The sequence below is a fragment of the Burkholderia sp. KBS0801 genome, from assembly GCF_005937855.2.
GTDB lineage: Bacteria > Pseudomonadota > Gammaproteobacteria > Burkholderiales > Burkholderiaceae > Burkholderia > Burkholderia ambifaria.
In genome coordinates this window covers 780,655-802,193 of sequence record NZ_CP042179.1, presented here as the reverse complement: position 1 = coordinate 802,193, position 21,539 = coordinate 780,655, and the positions used below count along the sequence as shown (strand labels likewise).

At 66.6% G+C, this 21,539-nt stretch carries 11 protein-coding genes and 3 pseudogenes; 8 read left to right on the top strand and 6 right to left on the bottom strand.

The annotated features are described in order from the left end of the window. Window positions 1-631: 631 nt before the first annotated feature. The 4 genes and pseudogenes from FFI87_RS33160 to FFI87_RS33145 form a co-directional block, all read left to right on the top strand. A pseudogene (locus FFI87_RS33160) lies at window positions 632-909 on the top strand (aldehyde dehydrogenase family protein); the annotation flags it as partial. Then, window positions 903-1,334, top strand: a pseudogene (locus FFI87_RS33155) (LysR substrate-binding domain-containing protein); the annotation flags it as partial. The pseudogenes FFI87_RS33160 and FFI87_RS33155, both read left to right, overlap by 7 nt. A 314-nt stretch (window positions 1,335-1,648) precedes the next feature. Then, complete coding sequence (locus FFI87_RS33150; protein WP_138850608.1) at window positions 1,649-5,170, top strand: pyruvate carboxylase; 3,522 nt, start codon at window positions 1,649-1,651, stop codon at window positions 5,168-5,170. Window positions 5,171-5,320: 150 nt separating this feature from the next. Next, window positions 5,321-6,100: a GNAT family N-acetyltransferase gene (locus tag FFI87_RS33145; RefSeq protein WP_138850607.1), complete on the top strand. Its 780-nt coding sequence runs from the start codon at window positions 5,321-5,323 to the stop codon at window positions 6,098-6,100. A 74-nt stretch (window positions 6,101-6,174) separates the two neighbouring features. Here the strand turns inward: FFI87_RS33145 and FFI87_RS33140 are convergent. The 4 genes and pseudogenes from FFI87_RS33140 to FFI87_RS33125 all read right to left on the bottom strand — a co-directional run bounded on the left by FFI87_RS33140 (window position 6,175) and on the right by FFI87_RS33125 (window position 11,872). Continuing rightward, window positions 6,175-7,452: pseudogene (locus tag FFI87_RS33140) on the bottom strand (MFS transporter). A gap of 27 nt (window positions 7,453-7,479) precedes the next feature. Then, window positions 7,480-10,302, bottom strand: a complete 2,823-nt coding sequence (locus FFI87_RS33135) for a molybdopterin-dependent oxidoreductase (RefSeq protein WP_138850606.1) — start codon at window positions 10,300-10,302, stop codon at window positions 7,480-7,482. Then, the gene (locus FFI87_RS33130; protein ID WP_138850605.1) at window positions 10,283-11,137 is read right to left on the bottom strand and encodes an FAD binding domain-containing protein; all 855 of its coding nucleotides are present in this window, start codon (window positions 11,135-11,137) and stop codon (window positions 10,283-10,285) included. The genes FFI87_RS33135 and FFI87_RS33130 overlap by 20 nt, the downstream gene beginning before the upstream one ends. A 57-nt stretch (window positions 11,138-11,194) precedes the next feature. Then, entirely contained in the window at window positions 11,195-11,872 is a 678-nt protein-coding gene (locus FFI87_RS33125) for a TetR family transcriptional regulator (protein ID WP_006751159.1), read from the bottom strand. A gap of 293 nt (window positions 11,873-12,165) precedes the next feature. On the opposite strand from FFI87_RS33125, the gene FFI87_RS33120 reads away from it, so the two are divergent. The 3 genes from FFI87_RS33120 to FFI87_RS33110 all read left to right on the top strand — a co-directional run bounded on the left by FFI87_RS33120 (window position 12,166) and on the right by FFI87_RS33110 (window position 14,782). Then, complete coding sequence (locus FFI87_RS33120) at window positions 12,166-13,617, top strand: ATP-binding protein (RefSeq protein WP_261378660.1); 1,452 nt, start codon at window positions 12,166-12,168, stop codon at window positions 13,615-13,617. 238 nt (window positions 13,618-13,855) lie between these two features. Next, window positions 13,856-14,245: a BON domain-containing protein gene (locus FFI87_RS33115; RefSeq protein WP_138850604.1), complete on the top strand. Its 390-nt coding sequence runs from the start codon at window positions 13,856-13,858 to the stop codon at window positions 14,243-14,245. Between the two features lie 96 nt (window positions 14,246-14,341). Further along, complete coding sequence (locus tag FFI87_RS33110; protein ID WP_012372791.1) at window positions 14,342-14,782, top strand: DUF3331 domain-containing protein; 441 nt, start codon at window positions 14,342-14,344, stop codon at window positions 14,780-14,782. 76 nt (window positions 14,783-14,858) lie between these two features. Here the strand turns inward: FFI87_RS33110 and FFI87_RS33105 are convergent, their stop codons facing one another. Both FFI87_RS33105 and FFI87_RS33100 read right to left on the bottom strand, forming a co-directional pair. Then, the gene (locus FFI87_RS33105) at window positions 14,859-15,290 is read right to left on the bottom strand and encodes a universal stress protein (RefSeq protein WP_012372790.1); all 432 of its coding nucleotides are present in this window, start codon (window positions 15,288-15,290) and stop codon (window positions 14,859-14,861) included. Window positions 15,291-15,685: 395 nt separating this feature from the next. Beyond that, on the bottom strand, window positions 15,686-15,922 hold the full coding sequence (locus FFI87_RS33100; RefSeq protein WP_138850603.1) for a DUF4148 domain-containing protein: 237 nt from the start codon (window positions 15,920-15,922) through the stop codon (window positions 15,686-15,688). 546 nt (window positions 15,923-16,468) lie between these two features. Between FFI87_RS33100 and FFI87_RS33095 the strand changes: the two genes are divergently transcribed. Continuing rightward, window positions 16,469-21,526, top strand: coding sequence for a trifunctional serine/threonine-protein kinase/ATP-binding protein/sensor histidine kinase (locus FFI87_RS33095; RefSeq protein ID WP_138850602.1), 5,058 nt, complete (start codon window positions 16,469-16,471; stop codon window positions 21,524-21,526). Window positions 21,527-21,539: the final 13 nt, after the last annotated feature.

Below are 21,539 nucleotides of genomic sequence, written 5' to 3'. Positions count from 1 at the left end.
AACGGTCATACGAGGGGGTGATTGGAATTATTTGTTGAAATCGATTCCATTAAGCACCGACGTTTTATTGAATTAATCGATTTCGGTTAACCATCTTGCGATTTGTTGACTTCGGTGGAGTCTGGTTGTCGGAGCACTGAATAAAGCGTCAGGAAGTTCACCAAGGCGAAACGAGCATCGCGTCACGAAGTGGAATGCCCCGCGCAAAAGGCGAAAGATCCGCGCGCTCTCAGGAGCAGCGGGGCTTGAGTCGATCTGGATGGAAAATCACGGGTTCGGGCGCCGGGGTATCGGATTGCGCCCATATGGATTTGCGTAATTGTATTAACGAATATTTTATTTTAAGTGAGAAATCGGAATGTCTCGGTTCGAGGATTCGAGCACATCCTGGCTGTCAAGCACCGGTAAATGACTACGCGACGGCCACGAAGAAGTTCGTCGATGCACATCCAGAGAAGCTGAAGGCCTGGCTGCAGCAGTAAAGCCGCGCCACCGGCGACGCACTTCGCCCGATGCCGGCGGCCGTGCGGTGTGCGGTGCACGCAGTTCATGCAGTCCATGCAGCACATCACGTCGCGAACCTCGATGCGGTGGCGGAACAGGCCGTCGCGGCCGCGTTCTGATCCTCGCCGACACGGGCGGCCGGTTTGTCGAACCGACGATCTTCGGTCAGGTAACGCCGGAGATGAGCATCGCGCGCGACGAGGTGTTCGGGCCGGTCGTCTGCGTCATCGAATACGACGACGTCGACGATTCGGTGCGGATCGCCAACGATACGTGCTACGGGCTGGCCGCGTCGCTGTGGACCGACAACGTGAACAGCGCGCACAAGGTCGCCGCGCGGATTCGCGCGGGCACGGTCACGGTGAACTGCTTCGGCGAAGGCGACTGTCGACGCCGTTCGGCGGCTGAAGCCGCTGGACCTGCTGTCGCGTCCGACCCTGAACCTGTCGATGCTCGGCCGCGCGCAGGTGTGCGAGCACGTCGACTGGCGCGTGTGGCGCAACTGGTTCCAGCAGGGCGACGGCACCGACACGCTGACCGAGAACAAGTATCTGGAAAGCAACGACTACCGGCTGCTCGTCGCGCAGGCCGAGGCCGGCGAGGGCACGCTGCTGGGCTGGCATCACCTCGTGCACCGGCAGATCGACCAGGGCATCCTGATGCGGCCGGTGCAGGACGTGCTGGTGTTTCGCGATCGACATCACTATCTGATCACGCACCGGAATGCGCAGTCGCGGCCCGAATATCAGCAGTTCCGGCAGTGGCTGAACGACGAGGTCGGCGTGATGATGCGCGGCTGGCTCGATGCCGGCGTCGAAGTCGAGCAATGACCGACCGGTCCGTCGGGTATTCGATGGGGCGTGCCGTTTGCATCGACGAGCGATGCTCTCGATCGATGTCCATTAGTTGAGCGGCCTTTCCGGATGAAGTGAACCGGCCGGTCGAGCGGCCCGCCAGCCGGTCCCTTATTTCCTGCTGGTCGGCTGGATGCTATTCGCCGTCGCGATGTCGATAGCGGCTGTCGTGCGATATGGCGAACATGTTGGCTGGCGAAAGCCGGGACGATGCCACAACCGGCGACGCGTGCACGTCGTGCGCGTGGCGGACGGCACATCGGCGCGTTCAACTCAACCCTTCACTATCCATGGCTGCCGTGATGCTTACCCCCATCCAGTCCATCCTGATCGCGAACCGCTCGGAAATCTCGATACGCGTGATGCGTGCCGCCGCCGAGCTGAACATCCGCACGGTCGCGATCTATTCGAAGGAAGACCGCCTGGCGCTGCATCGCTTCAAGGCGGACGAGAGCTACCTGATCGGCGAGGGCAAGAAGCCGCTCGCCGCGTATCTCGACATCGACGACATCCTGCGCGTCGCGCGGCAGGCGAAGGTCGATGCGATCCATCCCGGCTACGGCTTCCTGTCCGAGAACCCCGACTTCGCTCAGGCCGTGATCGACGCCGGCATCCGCTGGATCGGCCCATCGCCCGACGTGATGCGCACGCTCGGCAACAAGGTGACCGCGCGCAATGCGGCGATCGCCGCCGGCGTGCCCGTGATGCCCGCGACCGCGCCGCTGCCGGACGACTTCGACGCGTGCAAGGTACTCGCCGCGGAAGTCGGCTATCCGCTGATGCTGAAGGCGAGCTGGGGCGGCGGCGGGCGCGGGATGCGCGTGCTCGAAAATGCGCAGGATCTCGAAACGCTGCTGCCCGTCGCGCGCCGTGAGGCATTGGCCGCATTCGGCAACGACGAGGTGTATGTCGAGAAGCTCGTGCGCAATGCGCGACACGTGGAGGTGCAGGTGCTCGGCGATCTGCACGGCACGGTCGTGCATCTGTACGAGCGCGATTGCACGGTGCAGCGGCGCAACCAGAAGGTCGTCGAACGCGCACCGGCGCCGTATCTCGATCGCGAAAGCCGGCACGCGCTGTGCGAATCCGCGCTGCGCCTGATGCGCGCCGTGGGCTACACGCATGCCGGTACCGTTGAATTCCTGATGGATGCCGACACCGGCCAGTTCTACTTCATCGAGGTGAATCCGCGCATCCAGGTCGAGCACACGGTAACGGAGATGGTCACCGGAATCGATATCGTGAAGGCGCAGATCCGCATCACCGAAGGCGGGCGGATCGGCCTGGCGGAGGACGCGACGGACGCCGGCGGCGCGCTCGTCGCGCGCGCGGCCGGCGTGCCGGAACAGCAGGCGATTCCGCTGAACGGCAACGCGCTGCAATGCCGGATCACGACCGAGGATCCGGAGAACGACTTCCTGCCCGATTATGGGCGGCTCACCGCGTACCGCAGCGCGGCGGGCTTCGGCGTGCGGCTCGATGCCGGCACGGCCTACGGCGGCGCGGTGATCACGCCGTACTACGACTCGCTGCTCGTGAAGGTGACGACGTGGGCGCCGACGGCGGCCGAATCGATCCACCGGATGGATCGCGCGCTGCGCGAGTTCCGGATTCGCGGCGTCACGTCGAACCTGCAGTTCCTCGAGAACGTGATCAACCATCCGGCCTTCATCGCGGGCGAAGTGACGACGCGCTTCATCGACAAGACGCCGGAGCTGCTCGCATTCGCGAAGCGCGGCGATCGCGCGACGAAGCTGCTGCGCTATCTCGGCGAGCTGAACGTGAACGGAAACGCCGAGATGAGCGGCCGCACGCTGCCGGCACTGCCGTTGCCGAAGCCGGTGTTGCCGAAGATCGATACGGCCGTGGCGATTCCTGCGGGCACGCGCGATCGCTTGCGTGAGATTGGTCCCGAGAAATTCGCGCGCTGGATGCTCGATCAGAAGCAGGTGCTCTTGACCGACACGACGATGCGCGACGCGCACCAGTCGCTGTTCGCGACGCGCATGCGCACCGCCGACATGCTGCCGATCGCGCCGTTCTACGCGCGCGAGCTGTCGCAACTGTTCTCGCTCGAATGCTGGGGCGGCGCGACGTTCGACGTCGCGCTGCGGTTCCTGAAGGAAGACCCGTGGGAGCGCCTCGCGCTGCTGCGCGAGCGCGTGCCGAACATCCTGTTCCAGATGCTGCTGCGCGGCTCGAATGCGGTCGGCTACACGAACTACGCGGACAACGTCGTGCGCTTCTTCGTGCAGCAGGCCGCAAGCGCCGGCGTCGACGTGTTCCGCGTATTCGACTCGCTGAACTGGGTGCGCAACATGCGCGTGGCGATCGATGCGGTCGGCGAAAGCGGAATGCTGTGCGAAGGCGCGATCTGCTACACCGGCGACCTGTTCGACACGTCGCGTTCGAAATACGACCTCAAGTATTACGTCGGCATCGCGCGCGAGTTGCAGCAGGCCGGCGTGCATGTGCTCGGGATCAAGGACATGGCCGGCATCTGCCGCCCGAAGGCGGTCGCGACGCTCGTGAAGGCGCTCAAGGAGGAAACCGGGCTGCCCGTGCATTTCCATACGCATGACACGAGCGGGATCGCCGCGGCGTCGGTGCTCGCGGCGGTCGAAGCAGGCTGCGACGCGGTGGACGGCGCACTCGACGCGATGAGCGGCCTCACGTCGCAGCCGAACCTGTCGAGCATCGCGGCCGCGCTGGCCGGCGGCGAGCGCGATCCGGGGCTCGACGCGGACCGCCTGCACGAAGCGTCGATGTATTGGGAAGGCGTGCGCCGCTACTACGCGCCGTTCGAATCGGAGATCCGCGCGGGCACGGCCGACGTCTATCGGCACGAGATGCCCGGCGGCCAGTACACGAACCTGCGCGAGCAGGCACGCTCGCTCGGCATCGATCATCGCTGGACCGAGGTGTCGCGCGCGTATGCGGACGTGAACCGCCTGTTCGGCGACATCGTGAAGGTCACGCCGACGTCGAAGGTGGTCGGCGACATGGCGCTGATGATGGTCGCGAACGACCTGAGCGTGGACGACGTGCGCAACCCGGACAAGGACCTCGCGTTCCCCGAGTCGGTCGTGTCGCTGTTCAAGGGCGAGCTGGGCTTCCCGCCCGACGGCTTTCCGGCGGAGCTGTCGCGCAAGGTGCTGAAGAGCGAGCCGCCGGCGCCGTATCGTCCCGGCGACCAGATTCCGCCGGTCGATCTCGACGCGGTACGCACGCAGGCCGAGGCTGCATGCGAGCAGCCGCTCGACGACCGGCAACTGGCGTCGTACCTGATGTATCCGAAGCAGACGGTCGACTACTACGCGCACGTTCGCGCGTACAGCGACACGTCGGTCGTGCCGACGCCGGCGTTCCTGTACGGGCTGCAGCCGCAGGAGGAAGTGGCGATCGACATCGAGCCGGGCAAGACGCTGCTCGTGTCGCTGCAGGGCCAGCATGCCGATGCGCAGGACGGCATCGTGAAGGTGCTGTTCGAGCTGAACGGCCAGTCGCGTTCCGCGCTGGTCGAGCAGAAGACGGTCGTGCAGGCGGGCAAGGAGCGCCATGGCTTGCAGCGTGCCGACCCGGCGAATCCGCTGCATGTCGCCGCGCCGATGCCGGGCTCGGTAGTGACGGTCGCCGTGCAGCCCGGGCAGCGCGTGACGGCCGGCACGACGCTGCTCGCGCTCGAGGCGATGAAGATGGAAACCCACATCGCGGCGGAGCGCGACTGCGAGATCGCGGCCGTGCATGTGAAGCCGGGTGAGCGGGTCGCGGCGAAGGATCTGCTGATCGAGTTGAAAGATCCGACGCAGTGAGGGTTGCCGTGATGCTGACCGTGCCGGGAATCGCGACGCGCCGGGCTCGCGGCACGTGTCGCACATGGCATCCGCTCGCCGGCACGGAATGAATCGGTTTGCTCGAGTGTTGTCGATGGATATCAGCCACCGACCTTGTTCAGGACCGAAATGACCTCTCCGACCGAACTGCTGGATGCTTCCGTGGCCGCGTGGCACGCGTCGATCGACGCGTTTTGCCGCTTGCAGAATGGCGGCTTCGTGGAACGCGGCGCGCATGGCACGAAGGCGTTCTACAGCGGCGCGCCCGTGTCCGTGCTGAACGCAGTTGTCAGCATGACGCGTCGGCCCGATGTCGACGAAATCAGGCTGCTTTCCGACGCGTTCAGCACGTGCGCAGTGCCGTGGAGCATTCAGACCCGCGACGCGAGCACGCACGCCGACGAGATCGCGCGCATCGCGGACGATCATGGCCTGACACAACGCGTCCCGTTGCCGTTCATGACGAAGCGGCTAGCGCGCACCGCCGCGCCGGCGAGCAGCGACGGGCACGTGGTCGTGCGGCGCGTCACCGCAGAGGACAGCGAACGATACAACGGCGCGCTTGCCGCGGGCTATGAGGCGCCGGAGGGCGTATTTCGAAGACTGAGCGCGCCGGCCGTGCTGGAGGCCGACGGCATGATGGGCTTTTGGGTGGAGGTCGACGGGGTGCCGGTCGCGACCTCGTTCGGCGTCGTGCGCAACGCTCAGGTCGGCGTATTCAATGTGTCGACGCTACCGGCCTATCGGCGACGAGGCTACGCGCGGGCCGCGACTCAGGCGGTACTGGATGCCGCGTTCGAGACCGGCGCGCATACCGCGTTTCTGCATTGCACGCCGGCAGGCCGCCACGTGTACGAGTCGATGGGCTTTACCACCGGTGAGGAGTGGCAGGTGTACAGCGGTGGCTGAATGACGCGGGCGCACGCACGTGGGGTCGCTCGCGTCGTCCGCGCGTTGAACGGCGCTCATTCCCTCGCCGACCATCAAAGCGATCGCGCTTTCGTCTCCGGCAACAGGAGCACCGCCAACAGCACCACGCCATAGGCCGCGCCCGAAAAGATCGCGATGGCCAGCGCCAGGCCAAGCGAATGGCTCAGCATCCCGACGAGGCTCGGGAACAGCGCGCCAATTCCGCGCCCGAAGTTGTACGTGAAGCTTTGCGCATTCGCGCGGAAGTTCGACGGATACAGTTCCGTCAGGTAGGCGCCGACCCCGCTGAAGATCCCGCATGAAGAAAAGCCCAGCGGAAAGCCGAGCCACAGCATCTGCGCATTCGACAGCGGCAATGTGAGGTACAGACACACCGACACGAGCGACAGCGCGGAAAACAGCATGAAGTTGCGCCGGCGTCCCCAGAGGTCGGAAAGGTACGCGCCGACGACATATCCGCAGAACGACCCCACGATGATCACGAACAGATAAGCGCTCGTGTTGAGCACGGACAGGTGTCGCTCGATCTTGAGGAACGCCGGCAGCCAGGTCGACATCGCATAGAAGCCGCCCTGGATGCCCGTGCACAGCAGCGCGGCGAGGACCGTGCGGCGCACCTGCGAACGCGAGAAGATCGCCCACACCGACGGCTGGCTCGCGCCGTGTTTCCGGGCGGCGTCCGCCTGCACGAACACGTCGGGCTCCGGCACGTGCTTGCGGATGTAGAGCACGAGCAGGGCAGGCACGATGCCCACCCAGAACAGGCTGCGCCACGCCAGCGACTCGGGCAGGACGGAAAACGCAATGCTGTAGAGAATCGCCGCGCAACCCCAGCCGATCGCCCAGCCGCTTTGTACCAGCCCGACCGCCTTGCCGCGATGTGCGGGCGCGACGATCTCGCCGATCAGCACGGCGCCCACCGCCCATTCGCCGCCGAACCCGAGCCCTTGCAGCGCGCGAAGCACGAAGATCTGCTCGAAGTTCTGCGCGAAGCCGATCGCGAGCGTGCAGACCGAGAACCACAGGATCGTGCCTTGCAGTACCTTGACCCGTCCGTAGCGATCCGCGAGGATGCCGGCAATCCAGCCGCCCACCGACGAGAAAATCAGCGTCACGGTGCTCAACAGGCCGGCCTTGCCGCGATCGAGGCCCCACAGGTCGATCAGCGAAGCCAGCACGAAGCTGAACACCATGAAGTCGAACGCATCGGTCGCTCAGCCGGCGAACGACGCCTTGAACGCGCGCTTGCCGGCGGGATCGAGTTCCGCGTACCAGGACGAGCCGGATCCGGCTCGGAGCGAGACTTCCTCGGCATTTCTTGTTGGCGTCATCGTGTTGTTCGCTGAGTGGGAACGGCGCTATCGGCGCGCGGATGGCGAATTGTGGGCCGCGAGCGCGACACGCACGACGTCCGGCGTGGCCGGGGCCTGGCGGATGCGGACGCCGGTGGCGTGATGGATCGCATTCAGGATGGCCGCAGCGGTGGGCACCAGCGCCGGCTCACCGATGCCTTTTGCCCCGTACGGGCCGACGGCCGTCGGCGCTTCGATGAAAATCGATTGCACGTCGGGCATGTCATGCACCGTCGGAATCAGATAGTCGTGCAGATTGTTGTATCGGCCGGGGTGGTACTTTTCCATCAGCGCCATGCCGATACCTTGCGCCACCGCGCCTTCGATCTGCCCTTCGAGCAGCGTTGGATTGACCATTCTGCCGACGTCGTGCGCGGCCACGACCTTGAGTACGCGGACGCGGCCGCTGTCGCAGTCCACCGCGACCTCGGCCATCTGCGCGCCGAACGCGTAGGTGGCGTAAGGCGAGCCTTGCCCCGACGCATCGAGCGACGTGGTCGGTGGATCGAAGCTCTCTTCCGCCGCGATGACGTAGCCGTGTGCATCGACCGGCAGCGTCCGCAGATCGAGCACTTCGCCATCGACGGCAACACCGCGCGCATTGGCCGAAATCCGCGCGTCGGGTGCCGCGCCGGCGAACGCGAGCAGCCGGTGGCGCAGCGTCGTGCCGGCGAGGAACGCCGCTCGACCGGTAATGAACGTCTGACGCGAAGCGGACGTGCGACCGCAATCGGGCGTGACCGACGTGTCCGGGCCGACGAAGTGCAGCCGATCGACCGGTACGCCCAGTGCATCGGCGGCGATTTGCGGAATGACGGTGTTCGCGCCCTGGCCGGCATCCACTGCCCCCTGGTGCAGGACGATCGTGCCGTCGGGCCGGATGCCGAAGCGCACGGTCGACGGGTTCGGCAATGCGGTGTTGCCGCACCCGTAGAAGAACGCCGCCATCCCGACGCCATGACGCAGGTGGCCCGGCGCCGCCGCATTCAGCGTGGCGACGCGCGCGTGTGCGTCACGCCACGCCGGTCGCAGCGCATCGAGGCAGGCGACGAGCCCCACGCTGTCGTCCAGCACCTGCCCGGTCGGCAGGGTGTCGCCCGGCCGCAGCGCGTTCATCGCGCGGAATTCGAGCGGATCGATGCCGGCCGTGAACGCCAGCTCGTCGATGAGCTGTTCCTGGGACATCGTCGTTTGCGGTACGCCAAAGCCGCGGAATGCGCCCGCGGCCGTCACGTGCGTATGAATCGCACGGGCCCGCGCCGCATAGTGGGGGATGACGTACGGGCCGCCGGCATGCACCGGTACGCGGTTGGCGACGGCCGTGCCCCACGACGCGAACGCGCCGGTATTGAAGTCGGCGTCGAACGTCACCGCATGGAGCCGGCCGTCGGCATCGGCGGCCATGCTGGACGTCATGCGGCCGGGATGGCGCTTGGTCGACGTGGCCATCGATTCCTCGCGCGACAGCACCATCGCGACGGGCTTGTCGAGATGCCAGGCCGCGATCGCGAGCAGCGGCTGGACCGTCATGTCGAGCTTGCCGCCGAAACCGCCGCCGACCGCGGTCGCCACGACGCGCACCTGTTCCGGCGCGACCGCGAGAATGCGGGCGAGATCGGCGCGATGCGGATGCGGCGCCTGCGTCGACGAATGGATTTCGATGATGTCGCCCACGCGTCGCGCCCAGCCGGCCTCGGGCTCGAGGTACGCGTGCTCGACGAAACTGGATTCGAACGTTGCGCTCACAACGTGACGGGCGTCTTGCATCGCGCGTTCCGGGTCGCCGCGGCGCACGTGCCCCTCGATCAGCACGTTGCCGGGACGATCGGCGTGCAGCAGCGGACTGTCGTCCAGCACCGCATCGGCGATCGCAAGCACCGGCGTCAGCGGTTCCCAGTTCACCGGAAAGCAGTCGAGGTCGAGCGCCGCGATCGCGGCGCGCTCGCCGACCACCAACGCCACCGCCTCGAGATGGTGGCGCGCCTCCGTCTCGGGAAGGACGGGCTGATCCATGTACGGCGTCGCGACACCGTGCAGATTCATGCCGGGCACATCGGCGTGGGTGAGGACGCGGTGCACGCCCGGATGGGCGCGCACGAATGCGTCGAGGTCGCCGAATGCGAAACGCGCGCGATGATGCGGACTGCGAACCGCGCGCAGGAACAGGCTGTCGGCCGGATAGCCGTCGGCGCCGAAACGCTGGCTTCCATCGACTTTTTCCGGGCCATCGAGGCGCGTCAGCGGTACGCCGACGGACGGCCCTTGGGACGGAGGAGGCGTCACGCATCGCGCGGCGCCGCCGCAGCCCGCCTCGGTCACCGCGTCGACGATCTTCTGGTAGCCGGTGCAGCGGCACAGCACGCCGTCGATGGCGGCCCGCGCACTGGCGCGATCGCTCACCTCGCCGGCGTCGATTGCGGCCGCCGCGGCCGTCAGCATGCCGGGCGTGCAGAAGCCGCATTGCACCGCCTGATGCGCGAGAAACGCGTGCTGCAAGCGGCCGCCGCAGCGGGTGCCTTCGGCGAGGCCCTCGACGGTGACGACACGGCGCCCCGCGATCTGGCCGACCGGAATCAGGCACGCGTAGCGCGCGTCGCCGTCGACGATCACGGTGCAACTGCCGCAATCGCCCTGGCGGCAACCTTCCTTGGTGCCGAACTGGCGCAGGTCCGCGCGCAGATGGTCGATGAGCCGCTGCGAGTGGTCGGCCGGCAGGCTTCGCCGCGTGCCGTTGAGCTCGAACCAGTCCGGTTCCGGCGAAACCGGCGTGCTGCCGCCCGCGATGGTTTCGCGAACATCGGCCAGCTGATCAGGCAGTGGATGCGCCACGTGCGTTCTCCTCGATGCAGCATGTGAAAGCGCGCGTGACCGCCAGCCGCGCGAGATGAATGCGATGCGACGCGGTCGCCCGGCAGTCGTCGACCGGAGACAGCTCGGCAAGCGGCGCCGCCGCGATCGCGCCGGCCAGTTCGTCGAGCCGCCGGCCCGCGAGTGCCGCCTCGAGCGCCGGCATCCGGCGCGCCACGTCGGATGCGCCGCCGATCGCGACGGCGACCGCGTCGGCCGTGCCGTCCGCGCCCACGCGCAATTGCGCGGCGGCCGAAACGACGGCGATCGCCGAGCCGTCGCGATTCGTGCATTTGATGAACGACGTGCGGTCGTGCGTGTGCGGTGGTGCAAGCAGCACGGCGACCAGCAGTTCGTCCGCGTGCAGCGCGGTCCGGCCGTTGCCGAGCAGGAATTCGGCCAATGGCAAGCGGCGCACGCCGCGCAGGCTCGCCAGCTCGACGCGCGCGTCGAGCGCCAGCAGCGCCGGGATGCCGTCCGCCACCGGCGACGCATGGCACACGTTGCCGCCGATCGTGCCCTGGACGCGAATCTGCCGTGGGCCGATGCAAGCGGCGGCGGCCGTCAGCGCCACGGGCAGCCAGGTCGTACGCGCGATGGCTTCCCAGGTGCTCGCCGCGCCGATGCGGATCATGCCGTCGTGCTGCTCGATCGCGCGCAATGCATTCACGCGGCTGATATCCACCCAGGCCGAGCGGGCGGGCACGAGGCCGATATCGGCGAAGGCGTCGGTGGCCCCGCACACGATGCGCGGCCGCGGCTGGGCCGCCAGCCGGCCGAGCACTTCGTCGATGGTGTGGGCGCGAAGGTAGTTCATCGCAACGGGGCCTGCATCTTGATGGTCACGAGGGTCGACAGCGGCGCCGGCACACGCTCAAGCGTCGATCGACGCGTCCTTGCGGACCACCCGCAGCACGCTGTCGATCACGAACGTTTCCCAATGGCGCACGGCATCCGGCGCGTTCAACTCCTCTCCGAGGAACGCGGACAACGTATACAGGTTCGACGTATAAAAATACGCGGTCGAGATGATCAGCAGGAAAACGTCGCGCGCCCGGAGGCCCGTGCGAAACAGGCCTTGTTCGACGCCGTTCTCGAGAATCTTCGCAATGATCTCTACCGCATGCGACGAGTACTCGCCCCGGCGCTCGAGCTTGGACAAGTGCTTGCCCTTGTGCAGGTTCTCCGTGTTGAGCAGCGTGATGAAATCCGGATTGCGCCAATAATAGTCCAGCTTGAAGCGAATCACGGACTTGAGCGCTTCCACGGGGTTCGAAGCATCCGGCGCCATTTTGAGCTCCGCCTCGTCCATCCGTCGATAGATGCCTTCGAGCACCGCAACGAACAGCCCCTCCTTGCTCCCGTAGTAGTAATAGATCATCCGGTCGTACGACTTCGCCAGCCGCGAAATCCGTTCGACACTGCCGCCTTCGTAACCGTAGCGCGCGAAGACCTTGGTCGCCGCGTGCAGGATCTTGTCGCGGGTTTCCTGCGCCGCCGCCTCCCGGACGCCGGTTCCACGCACAGTCTTGCCTTTTGCTGCTTGAGCCATACCGTTCCTATGGCGGCCGCCAACCGGGCCATGCCGCCTGAAAAAACTTGCACGGGCGGCGTTCCCGCAAACTTTCGTACAGGGAACGCTACATGAACTTCGAATTCTACGGAACTCTTCTCTTGTCCGCAACATGACATAAATTCATCGTATATTCAATGACTTGAATACGCACTACACGGCCGATCCCGCGCCGTGGCGAACGAATCTCGATATCTTCATATTTTTATTTCGAGAAACTGCTGCTAACATTCGTTTGTGGAGTACTCACTACATGAAACGTTGATTTCAGGTTGACAGAGGCTGCAACCCGGTACGCAGGAGATAGACGAATGAACAACGAACTCGACGATTCCTGCAGCGCTTTCGCTGCGCGGACTACCTGGAAATCGCTCTCCGGCCCGAGCGGCCCTGAAATGACCCCGGTCATCGAGGAACTCATGTCTCAATCGCTTCTCGCACTGGACGTGCAGGTGTTGCGTCAGTTTTCCCACACGATGGCGGACGAGGTCGCGCCCGCGACGCGCGTCGGGAAATTGCTCGAGGCGGCGATACAGGGCACGGCCGCGACGTGCGGCGTGATTGCGGTGATGCGCGACGGCAGCTGGGAGGCGGCCGCCAGCGCGACGGCGGCGCAACCGTCACACGTCGAGCGGCTGCCGGCCGACCGGTTGCCGGTGCCGATCATGGCCGCCGCCGTGCATCTGCGCGATGGGCTCGTGCTGCGCGACGCCTGCGCCGCCGACCATTGGCGGACCGACGACTATGTGCGCCGTCGCAAGCCGCGCTCGGTGATGTGCGTGCCGATCCGCTGCAATGGCGCATTGATGGGTGCGCTGTATCTGGAGCACGGCGACTTGCCGGACATTTTCACGTCGGCGAATGCCGCGTTGGTCGAAATCCTTGCGCTGCATGCCGGGTTCGTTCTGGAGAACCTGCGGCTGCACGACGAGCTTGCCGCCCGGCAGGCCCGCGCGGACAGCATCGCGGCAAGGATCGGCGACACGCCTTCGGACGCGGATTGTGCGGATCGCCTGAAGGCGTACGGCGAGCTGGCGGCTTCGATCGTGCATGAAGTCGCGCAACCGATCACGGCCATCGATACGTCCGCGCGCGCGGGGCTGAAGTGGCTCGATCGCGCCGCGCCGAACCTCGACGCCGCGCGCGAGATGTTCGCCCACATCTGCGCGTGCGCCGAGCGTGCGCGCACCATCATCCGCGCGCTGCGCGCAAACGCACGGCACGAAGCGCCCGCCTTCGCGACGTTCGATCTCGCCGACGCACTTTCCGAGGCGGCCGAGATCATGGCAAGCACGCTGGATGCGATGAAGGTGCGCTTGCGCGTCGACGGGCTCGCTTCTCCGATGCCGATGCGCGGCGAACGCATTCAGCTGCAGCAGGCCGTCATCGGCCTGCTGATGAACGGCGCGGAAGCGATGCTGAGCATCCCGGAGGAGCGCCGCGTACTCGTGCTGGCGTGCGAAGCCGTTCAGGATGGCTTGCGTATCCGGATCGACGATAGCGGCGACGGCATCGATCCGCGGGTGGCGCAACGCATCTTCGAACCGCTGTTCACCACGAAGCCGCACGGGATGGGCATGGGCCTTTCCATCTGCAAGTCGATCGTGGATGCGCACGATGGTCAACTGGCACTCACGCCGCGCGCGGAAGGCGGCACGCGCGCAATGGTGACGCTTCCGCGTTTTGCGGTTGACGGTGCAGCGGCCGCGCCTCGGGCGGCGTGATGCGCGGCGACGCGTGCAGCCATGTCCGCAGCCTATACGAACGTATGCGGCCATCTATCCTGACGGGTTGTGCAGCTAGCTTCAGATGCTATGGATGCCGTCGACGCAGCGCCTTATTCTGGTTCCACCGGTACACGAATCGCATCGGTGACGACTCGGGCGACAGGTGATCGAGTCGGCTTCGCGATGCGGCCGGAACCTGCGTGCCATTCGATACCAGCAACCCAAGGAACCCATCATGAAAATCCGACAAGTCCTCCTGAATGGCGGCCTCGCGGCCGTCCTGCTCGCTGGCCTGCAACTGCAGGCATTTGCCGATGAAAGTGCCAATGCGGCGAGCACGGATGCCGCGGTGACGTCCACCCCGACACCCGCGCAGACGAAGAAGGCCACGCGTGCGGCCAATCGCACGTTCTCGCGGTCGATTCAGAGGACGCTGTCGCGGACGAAGGGGCTGCAAGGGCAAGCGATCACGGTTTTCGCCAATGCCGCGACCGGACAGGTGACGCTGGCCGGCCAGGTGCAAACCGAAGACGAAGATCATCTCGCGGTCGAGTCGGCCCGGAAGATCCGCGGCGTCAAGTCGGTGAAAAGCGAACTGATGCTGCGTGAGAAAGGCGGCGCCTGAGCGAGGGCGCGCGCATCGCGGGGCCGAATGACAGGGTGTCGGTGATTCGTGCGTCCGCTTTCACATGATCGATCCGATTGATTGGGAGAAGAGGTGATGGGGATGCTGCATGAAGCGGACATCGTGGCTCGCACGTTGATCAATGTCCTGGATCCTTCGCAGGAACAGCGCAGCGTGTGCTTGCGAGCGCAGCGCACGCGATACAAGGCGCGACGCGTCGGGCTGCGTCAATGGAACGAGGACGACGCGCGTGCGCGCGCCGAACCGCCTACCAGGATAGCCGTGATGGAGCGCCTGTCGTTGTCCATGATCACTGTTTCGTGGAGCGACTCGTGTTCAGGGCGGTATGCGGAGCAAATCTGGTGCAGGAGCCGCGCGCGCGTGCCGTCGATCTGTGCGCTGACGGGGCGCGCGATCCAACGCGGCGATCCGGTGTTTCGTCCGCGCGGGAGCGATGTCTGTCTGCCCGGCAACCGGCAGCGAATGATTCTTGCCGCCACCGTTCAGCCGTGCATCGATGCGGCCGACGCGAATTAAGTGGGCCGGAGAACGGCGGAAGAACTGCGGACGAACGCGATCGCGCGTCGTCCGCGCGTATCGATGCGCTGCGGCGCTAGGACGACGCGACCGTGACGACGACAAGCGCCGCGCTTGGAACGCGCTCGGCCAGATCGAAGTGGACGGGAGGCTCGCGCCACCAGCGGGCGAACCCGGTGGGCGCGCGATATCCGACGACGATCATGTCCACGCAGGTCGTCGACGCATGTGCGGCGATGGCATCGGCCGCGCGTCCGAACCGGACATAGCCGCGCGCGGCGATGCCGTCGCCCGTCAGTGTGTCGATCGCCCGTTGAAGATCGCGATGGGCGGATTCCGCCAGCCGCTGATGGGCGAGCTCGCTGAGCAGTCCGGCCGACCGCGCGTTGGCGGTGACATTGTCGACGATGGCGACGACGTCGACCGTGGCCGACAATGCGCGCGAAAGCGACGCACATCGTGCGAGCGCGGCGTTGGCTTCGTGGGATCCGTCATAGACGAGCAGCATTCTGGACAGCGATGACATCTTCGATATTGGCGGCGGGGGAATGAGATCGCCCGTGACGGGCACCGGTTGCGGGTATGTGCGCCGAAGCGGGCGCGACTGCTAACACTGAACACGCGATGGCGCTCGTTTATTCCGATGCGATCCCCGGGCCGGCGATCGTGTCGCGGTTGGTTCGCATCGGCAGGCGCGCGACGTCGCGCGTCGACGTCAGCTCCGCGCGTCGATGCGATGTCCCGTCTCGTGGTGCATGTCACGCGACGCGTCGGCCGTGCCGAGGAATCCCGGCATCTTCGTGGTTTCGCCTGCACGCGGATGGGCGGTCGCCGATGAAGCGCGCGCACGAGCCGGCGAGCATTGCGCCTGCCCGTGCCGGACCTCCGGAAAACGTTGCTGCTTCAATGACCGGAATAGAGTTTCCTGAGCGCGTCGAGCTCGCCGCTCTGGTGCGCGCGAGCGAGCTCCTGACGCACTTCGGAACGTGTCTTTCCCGTCGGCATCGCGATGGCCGGTGTCCATTGGGTCGTGGCGACGGCATCTTGATTCGCCGTCAACGAATCGACGGGGGCCGCTGCATGGGCGCACGCTGCGGTAGCAAACGCGACGAGCGCGAAGGTGATCCTTGAGGTCTTCATGTCGGAATCCGGAAGGTGAGTCGATCGAACGTTATGCACGGTATCTGGCGAACGCGGGAGCCGGATGCGCCGGCCGCGTCGCGAATGTCGTCTGAATCCGTCGCATGTGTATTGAGCGCCGCGAAGGTATCCCGCGTGTGTCCGCGGCGCGGCGTTTTGCAATGTCATGTATCGATGCGGACACGCGATACATCCGGATACGAAAGCGCCGATCATGACGCGACGCGAATGCGCTTCGGCAACGCGCAGGCAGTGGCCGGCGCGCGTTGTTGCATTGACGATATCGCGCTGGAATAATCGGCGGGTTCGCGTGTTATCACGGGTACCTGGAAGAAGGCGAGGCGGCCGGTGAGGTGCGACACCGCACGAGCGAAACCGGGTGCGCCCCGCGGCCTGCGTCACGACCGCGGGTTCGAACGAACGGATACAACCCGGCATCCCGCCGCAACATGTGGCCGGTGGCACGGGCGCCGCATGCCGTGCTCCACGCCGCCGTGCCAGCGGCGTTCGAGCTGATGAACGCCACCGTTTCCTTACTGCATTCGCATGATCGAACTTTCGACACGCCGCTTTATCGAATTGAGCCCCGGCTCGCCACGGCTGCACCGCGCGATCGACGACCATGCGCCGCCGGTTCTGGTCGCCGGGCGCGGCGCGGCGGCGCCGTCCGCGGTCGCGGCGCTGCAACGCGAATATGTATTGCGCTCGGCACTGCACGAACGCTGGTCCGCCGTGCCGCAAGCCATCGTGTCGCACGGTGGCGGCGCCGTGCTCATCCTGGCCGATCCGGGCGGCATGCCGCTCTCCGTTGAAGCTATTCCGCAGCAGCGTTTGTCTGCGTTTCTGCGGCGCGCGATTGCGCTCGCGACCGCGCTGGGCGAGATGCATGCAGCCGGTATCGTGCATCGCGCGCTTGCGCCGCATCGCTTCCTCGTGGATGACGACGATCGTGCGTTCGTGACGGGCTTCGGCTATGCGATCGGCCCCGATGCAGCCGACCCGTTGCGCGACACCGCTCTCGAGTGGGACGACACGGATTTCGTCTATACGGCGCCCGAGCTCGGCACGCGCATGAACCTGCGTGTCGACGCGCGCGCCGATCTTTATTCGCTCGGCTGCATTCTCTATGAGCAGTTGACCGGCGTGCCGCCGTTCGATGCGCCCGATGCGGCCGGGCTCGTGCACGCGCATGCCACGCATTCGGCGCGCGCCCCTCACGAACTCGTTCCGCACGTACCCGAGCAGATCTCGCGGATCGTCGTGAAGTTGCTCGAAAAGGCGCCGGAGCAGCGTTACGGCACAGCTGCGGGGCTCGTCGCCGACCTGCAGCGATGCGAGCAGTGCCTGCGTCGCGACGGTCGCATTCCGATGTTCGCGCTCGATGTTCATGCGGCGCTGCAGCGTCTGCAGCACGCCGATCACGTGGTGGGCCGCGAACCGGAGATCGACGCGCTGCGCGCGCAGTACCGTGCCGTCGCCGCCGGTGGCGAGATGCGCGTCGCATGGATTTCCGGCTACTCGGGCATCGGCAAGTCGACGCTGCTGCTGGAGGCCGTCGCGCGCATCAGGCACGATGGCGCGCTGCTCGTGGCCACCAGCAAGGGCGAGGAAGGGCGCCGCGGCACGCCGTATGCGATGCTTGCCGAGGCGCTGGCGCCGCTGCTGCAATTCGTGCTGGGTTGCGCGGACGACGAATTCGACAGGTGGCGCGCGCGAATCGGAACGGCCGTCGCGCCCGTCGGACGCACGCTCGCGAGATTCCTGCCGGCGCTCTCGGCGGTGCTGGGCCCGCAAGCGGGGCCGCCGGAGCAATCCGAACTGGCGCCCGGGCTGGAGCGCGAGCGCGTGCTGCAAGCGATCGCCCGGCTGATCGCGTGTTTCGCGGCGCCGGAGCGTCCGCTCGCGCTGCTGCTCGACGATCTGCAATGGGCCGATGCGGGCACGATCCAGGTGCTGGAGCGGCTGGTGCAGCAACACAGCGACACGGCGTTGCTGCTCGTCGGCGCCTATCGCGGCAACGAGATCGATGCGGGTCACCCGTTGCGGGCCGGCCCGCTGGCCGACGTTGCCGATGCATTGACGGTGGAACTCGGGCCGCTGAACGAGCGCGCGACGACCGAGCTGATCGCCCACGCGCTGCATCAGGACACCGATGCGCTTCGCCCGTTGTCCGACCTGATCGGGCAGAGAACCGGCCGCAATCCGTTCTTCGTGCATCATCTGCTGCGCCTGCTGGCCGACGAAGGCATGCTCGATTACGATGCGGGAGCCGGCCTGTGGCGCTGGAACATGGCACGCATCGCCGCGCATCGTGGCGGCGATGACGTCGCGATGATGCTGGCGCGGCAATTCGAGCTGCTGCCGGACGCCGCGCGATTCATGTTGCGACTGCTGGCCTGCATCGGCCAGCGTGCGCCGACGCGCCTGCTGGCCACGGCGGCCGGCTTGAGCGAGCCCGATGCGACCGAGGGGCTGCAGGCGGCGCTCGATGCCGGCAGTGTCCAGCGCGACGGCGACGACTGGACGTTCTGGCACGATCGCATTCGCGAGGCTGCGTATGCGTCGATTCCGGAGGACGAGCGCGCGCCGCTGCATCATGCAATCGCGTGCCGTTTGCTGGCGGCCGGCGAGGCCTGCGCCGACACCTTCGTGCTGGCCGCGCAGGCGAACCTCGCCGGCACGATGGTCGCGACACCCGCGCAGCGCCGCGCGTTCGCACGCGTGAACCTGGAGGCCGGACGGCAAGCCCGGGCCGCCACCGCGCATCATTCCGCGCTCGGCTTCTTTCGCGCGGCCGTCGATTTCCTCGGCGAACGGGACACCAGCGACGACGGGCTCGACGCGCGCATGCTGTGCGGCGAGGCCGAGTTCATGACCGGTGCGCTCGAAGCGGCCGAAGCGCGCCTCGCCGAGCTGGAGCGGGTAGCCGGCGACGGCACGTTCGGCGCGGATCTCACGCGCCTGCGCGCGGCGTTGTACACGGCGCTGGGCCGCTTCGATCTCGCGCTCGGTGTCGGCCTTGCGTTCCTGAAGCGTGCCGGCATCGATATCCCGCCCCATCCGGACAGCGCGGACGTGCATCGCGAATACCTGCGCCTGCGCGGCTGGCTGGATCGCTACGGGATCGACGCGCTGCGCGACCTGCCGATCATCGCCGATCCGCTGCAGCGCGCGATCGTCGACATCTTTGCCGACCTGATCCCGCCGGCGCTCTATTCCGACCAGGACCTGGTCGACATGATTCTGCTGCGCGCGGTGAATCTGGCGATCGAGCACGGCCATTCCGATGCATCGGCCGACGTCTACGTCTGCATGAACCAGATCTTCGGCGTACGTTACGGCGATTACGCCGCGTCGCTGGCATTCGGCGAGCTCGCGCTGCATCTGGTCGACGAGCGCGGGCTCGATCGCTATCGCGGCCGCGTATACATGGCGCACGGCACGATCGTGGTGCCGTGGGTGTTGCCGGCGCGCTCGGCCCGCGCGTATATCTCGCGGGCATTCGAGATCACGGTCGAGTGCTGCGACCATACGTTCGCGCTCTATTGCAAGCGCAACGAGGCGACCGGCATGCTGTTCTCCGGCGAATTTCTCGGCGATGTGCGCGATACGGTGACGCACGGGCTTGCGATCGCGCGCGATGCGAATTTCCAGCTCGTGATCGATGCGCTGCTCGCGCAGCAGATGCTGCTGAAGCGATTGCAGGAAGGCGAGAGTGACGATCGCGACCTGCTGGCCCCGCCTGAGGGCCGGCCACCGACCCTCGTCGATCTCGCGTATTGGGTCTACCGGCTGCAGGCCGCACTGTTGTTCGGCGATCTTCCGGACGCGCTCGACGCGCGTCGGCACGCCGAAGCTTGCGAGCATGCGGCGCGTTCATTTGCCGAGCGGGCCGATCTGCCGTTCTATGGCGCGCTCGCACTGCTGGCGCTGCCCGGCCGCGATGCGTCCGACGAGGCTGCGCTGCGGCGCCATGTCGAGCAGCTCGACGTCTGGGCGCGGGCGTGCCCCGAGAACTTCGTCGCGCGACGCGAGCTGGTGCGCGCGGAGTATGCACGCGTGAACGGACAGCCGCTGGACGCGGCGGAAGCCTATGCGCGCGCCGTGATGCACGCGGGCAGGCATGGCTTTACGCAGGTCGAGGCGCTGGCCGCCGAGTATGCGGCGCGCTTCCATGCCGGTCGCGACACGATTGCCGCGCACGCGTATTTGCGCCACGCGCTGAGCGCATGGCAGCGTTGGGGAGCGCTCGCGAAGGTGCGCGAGTTGCAGGCCGCGCATCCCGATGTATTCGATGCCGGAGCCGGCAATCCGGTCGGGAGCCGGATGCACGCACTGGACGTGAACGCGGTGCTGCGCGTGTCGAACGCGCTGGCGAGCGACATCGTGCCGGCGCGTCTCGTGGAAACGCTGTTGCGCACGACGCTCGAAAGCGCCGGGGCCGAGCATGGCGCGCTCGCGGTGCTGCGCGAGGGCGTCTGGCATGTACCGGCGCGCGCGGACGTGATCGACGGCACGATCGTCGTGACGCAGGAGGCCGTGTCGTTGACGGCGAGCGTGCTACCCGTCTCGGTCCTGCAGGCGGTCGCGCGGACGCAGGAAGGGGTGGTGATCGACGATGCATCGGAGTCGCCGGTTCACGGGCAGGATGCCTACGTTCGCCGTCGGCGCCCGCGTTCGGTGATGTGCGTGCCGCTGATGCGTTATGCGACGCTCGTCGGCGTGCTGTATATGGAAAACAATCTGGCGGCGCGGATGTTTACCGCGGCCAAGGCGGCGCTGGTGGAGGTGATCGCGTCGCAGGCCGCTTTCGCGCTCGAGAATGCGCGGCTCTATGAGGAACTGGTCGAGCAGAACCGTCAGCGCGCGCATGCCGAGGAACAGTTGCGTGCCGCACTGGCCGGCCTCGAGCGCGCCAGCCGGCTGACCGCGATGGGCGAGCTCGTCGCGTCGATCGTCCACGAGATCGGACAGCCGATCGCCGCCGTCGACACGTCGGCGAGCGCCGGATTGCGCTGGCTGAACCGGGAACCGCCGGACCTCGGCGAAGCGCGGGCAATGCTCGAGCACATCAACCGGAGCGCGGCGCGGGCCAAGAGCATCATCCAGGCGCTGCGCGCGAAGGCACGCAAGGCCGCGCCGCAGTTTGCGACGGTCGACCTCGCCGAGGCCGTGCGCGAGGCCGCGGCGCTCGTCGCGCGGCAGCTCGACACGCTGGACGTGGTGCTGGAGCTGCGCAGTCATGAAGGTCCCGTCTACGTATACGGCGACCGGATCCAGCTCCAGCAGGTCGTGATCAATCTGCTGACGAACGGCGCCGAATCGATGGCCGAACTCGAGACGGCGCGTCGTCTTTCGCTTGCGTGCGAAACGCATGGCGTTGACAGTGTGTGCGTGAGCGTGGAGGATTCGGGCAGCGGCATTGCACCCGACATCGCGGACCGGCTGCTCGAACCGCTTTTCACGACCAAGGAGAACGGGATGGGCATGGGCCTCGCCATTTCGCATTCGATCGTGGACGCTCACGGCGGCACGTTGACGCTGTCGCCGCGCGAGGGTGCCGGTACGCGCGCAACCGTGATGCTGCCGCGCGTCGATCCATGATGTGTCGTCCGTC

What these genes read in the sequence shown, in the direction of transcription:
- FFI87_RS33095 (WP_138850602.1), top strand. Translation starts at nt 16,469, where the DNA reads ATGATCGAACTTTCGACACGCCGCTTTATCGAATTGAGCCCCGGCTCG.
- FFI87_RS33110 (WP_012372791.1), top strand. Translation starts at nt 14,342, where the DNA reads ATGGGGATGCTGCATGAAGCGGACATCGTGGCTCGCACGTTGATCAAT.
- FFI87_RS33100 (WP_138850603.1), bottom strand. Translation starts at nt 15,922, where the DNA reads ATGAAGACCTCAAGGATCACCTTCGCGCTCGTCGCGTTTGCTACCGCA.
- FFI87_RS33150 (WP_138850608.1), top strand. Translation starts at nt 1,649, where the DNA reads ATGGCTGCCGTGATGCTTACCCCCATCCAGTCCATCCTGATCGCGAAC.
- FFI87_RS33130 (WP_138850605.1), bottom strand. Translation starts at nt 11,137, where the DNA reads ATGAACTACCTTCGCGCCCACACCATCGACGAAGTGCTCGGCCGGCTG.
- FFI87_RS33105 (WP_012372790.1), bottom strand. Translation starts at nt 15,290, where the DNA reads ATGCTGCTCGTCTATGACGGATCCCACGAAGCCAACGCCGCGCTCGCA.
- FFI87_RS33125 (WP_006751159.1), bottom strand. Translation starts at nt 11,872, where the DNA reads ATGGCTCAAGCAGCAAAAGGCAAGACTGTGCGTGGAACCGGCGTCCGG.
- FFI87_RS33115 (WP_138850604.1), top strand. Translation starts at nt 13,856, where the DNA reads ATGAAAATCCGACAAGTCCTCCTGAATGGCGGCCTCGCGGCCGTCCTG.
- FFI87_RS33145 (WP_138850607.1), top strand. Translation starts at nt 5,321, where the DNA reads ATGACCTCTCCGACCGAACTGCTGGATGCTTCCGTGGCCGCGTGGCAC.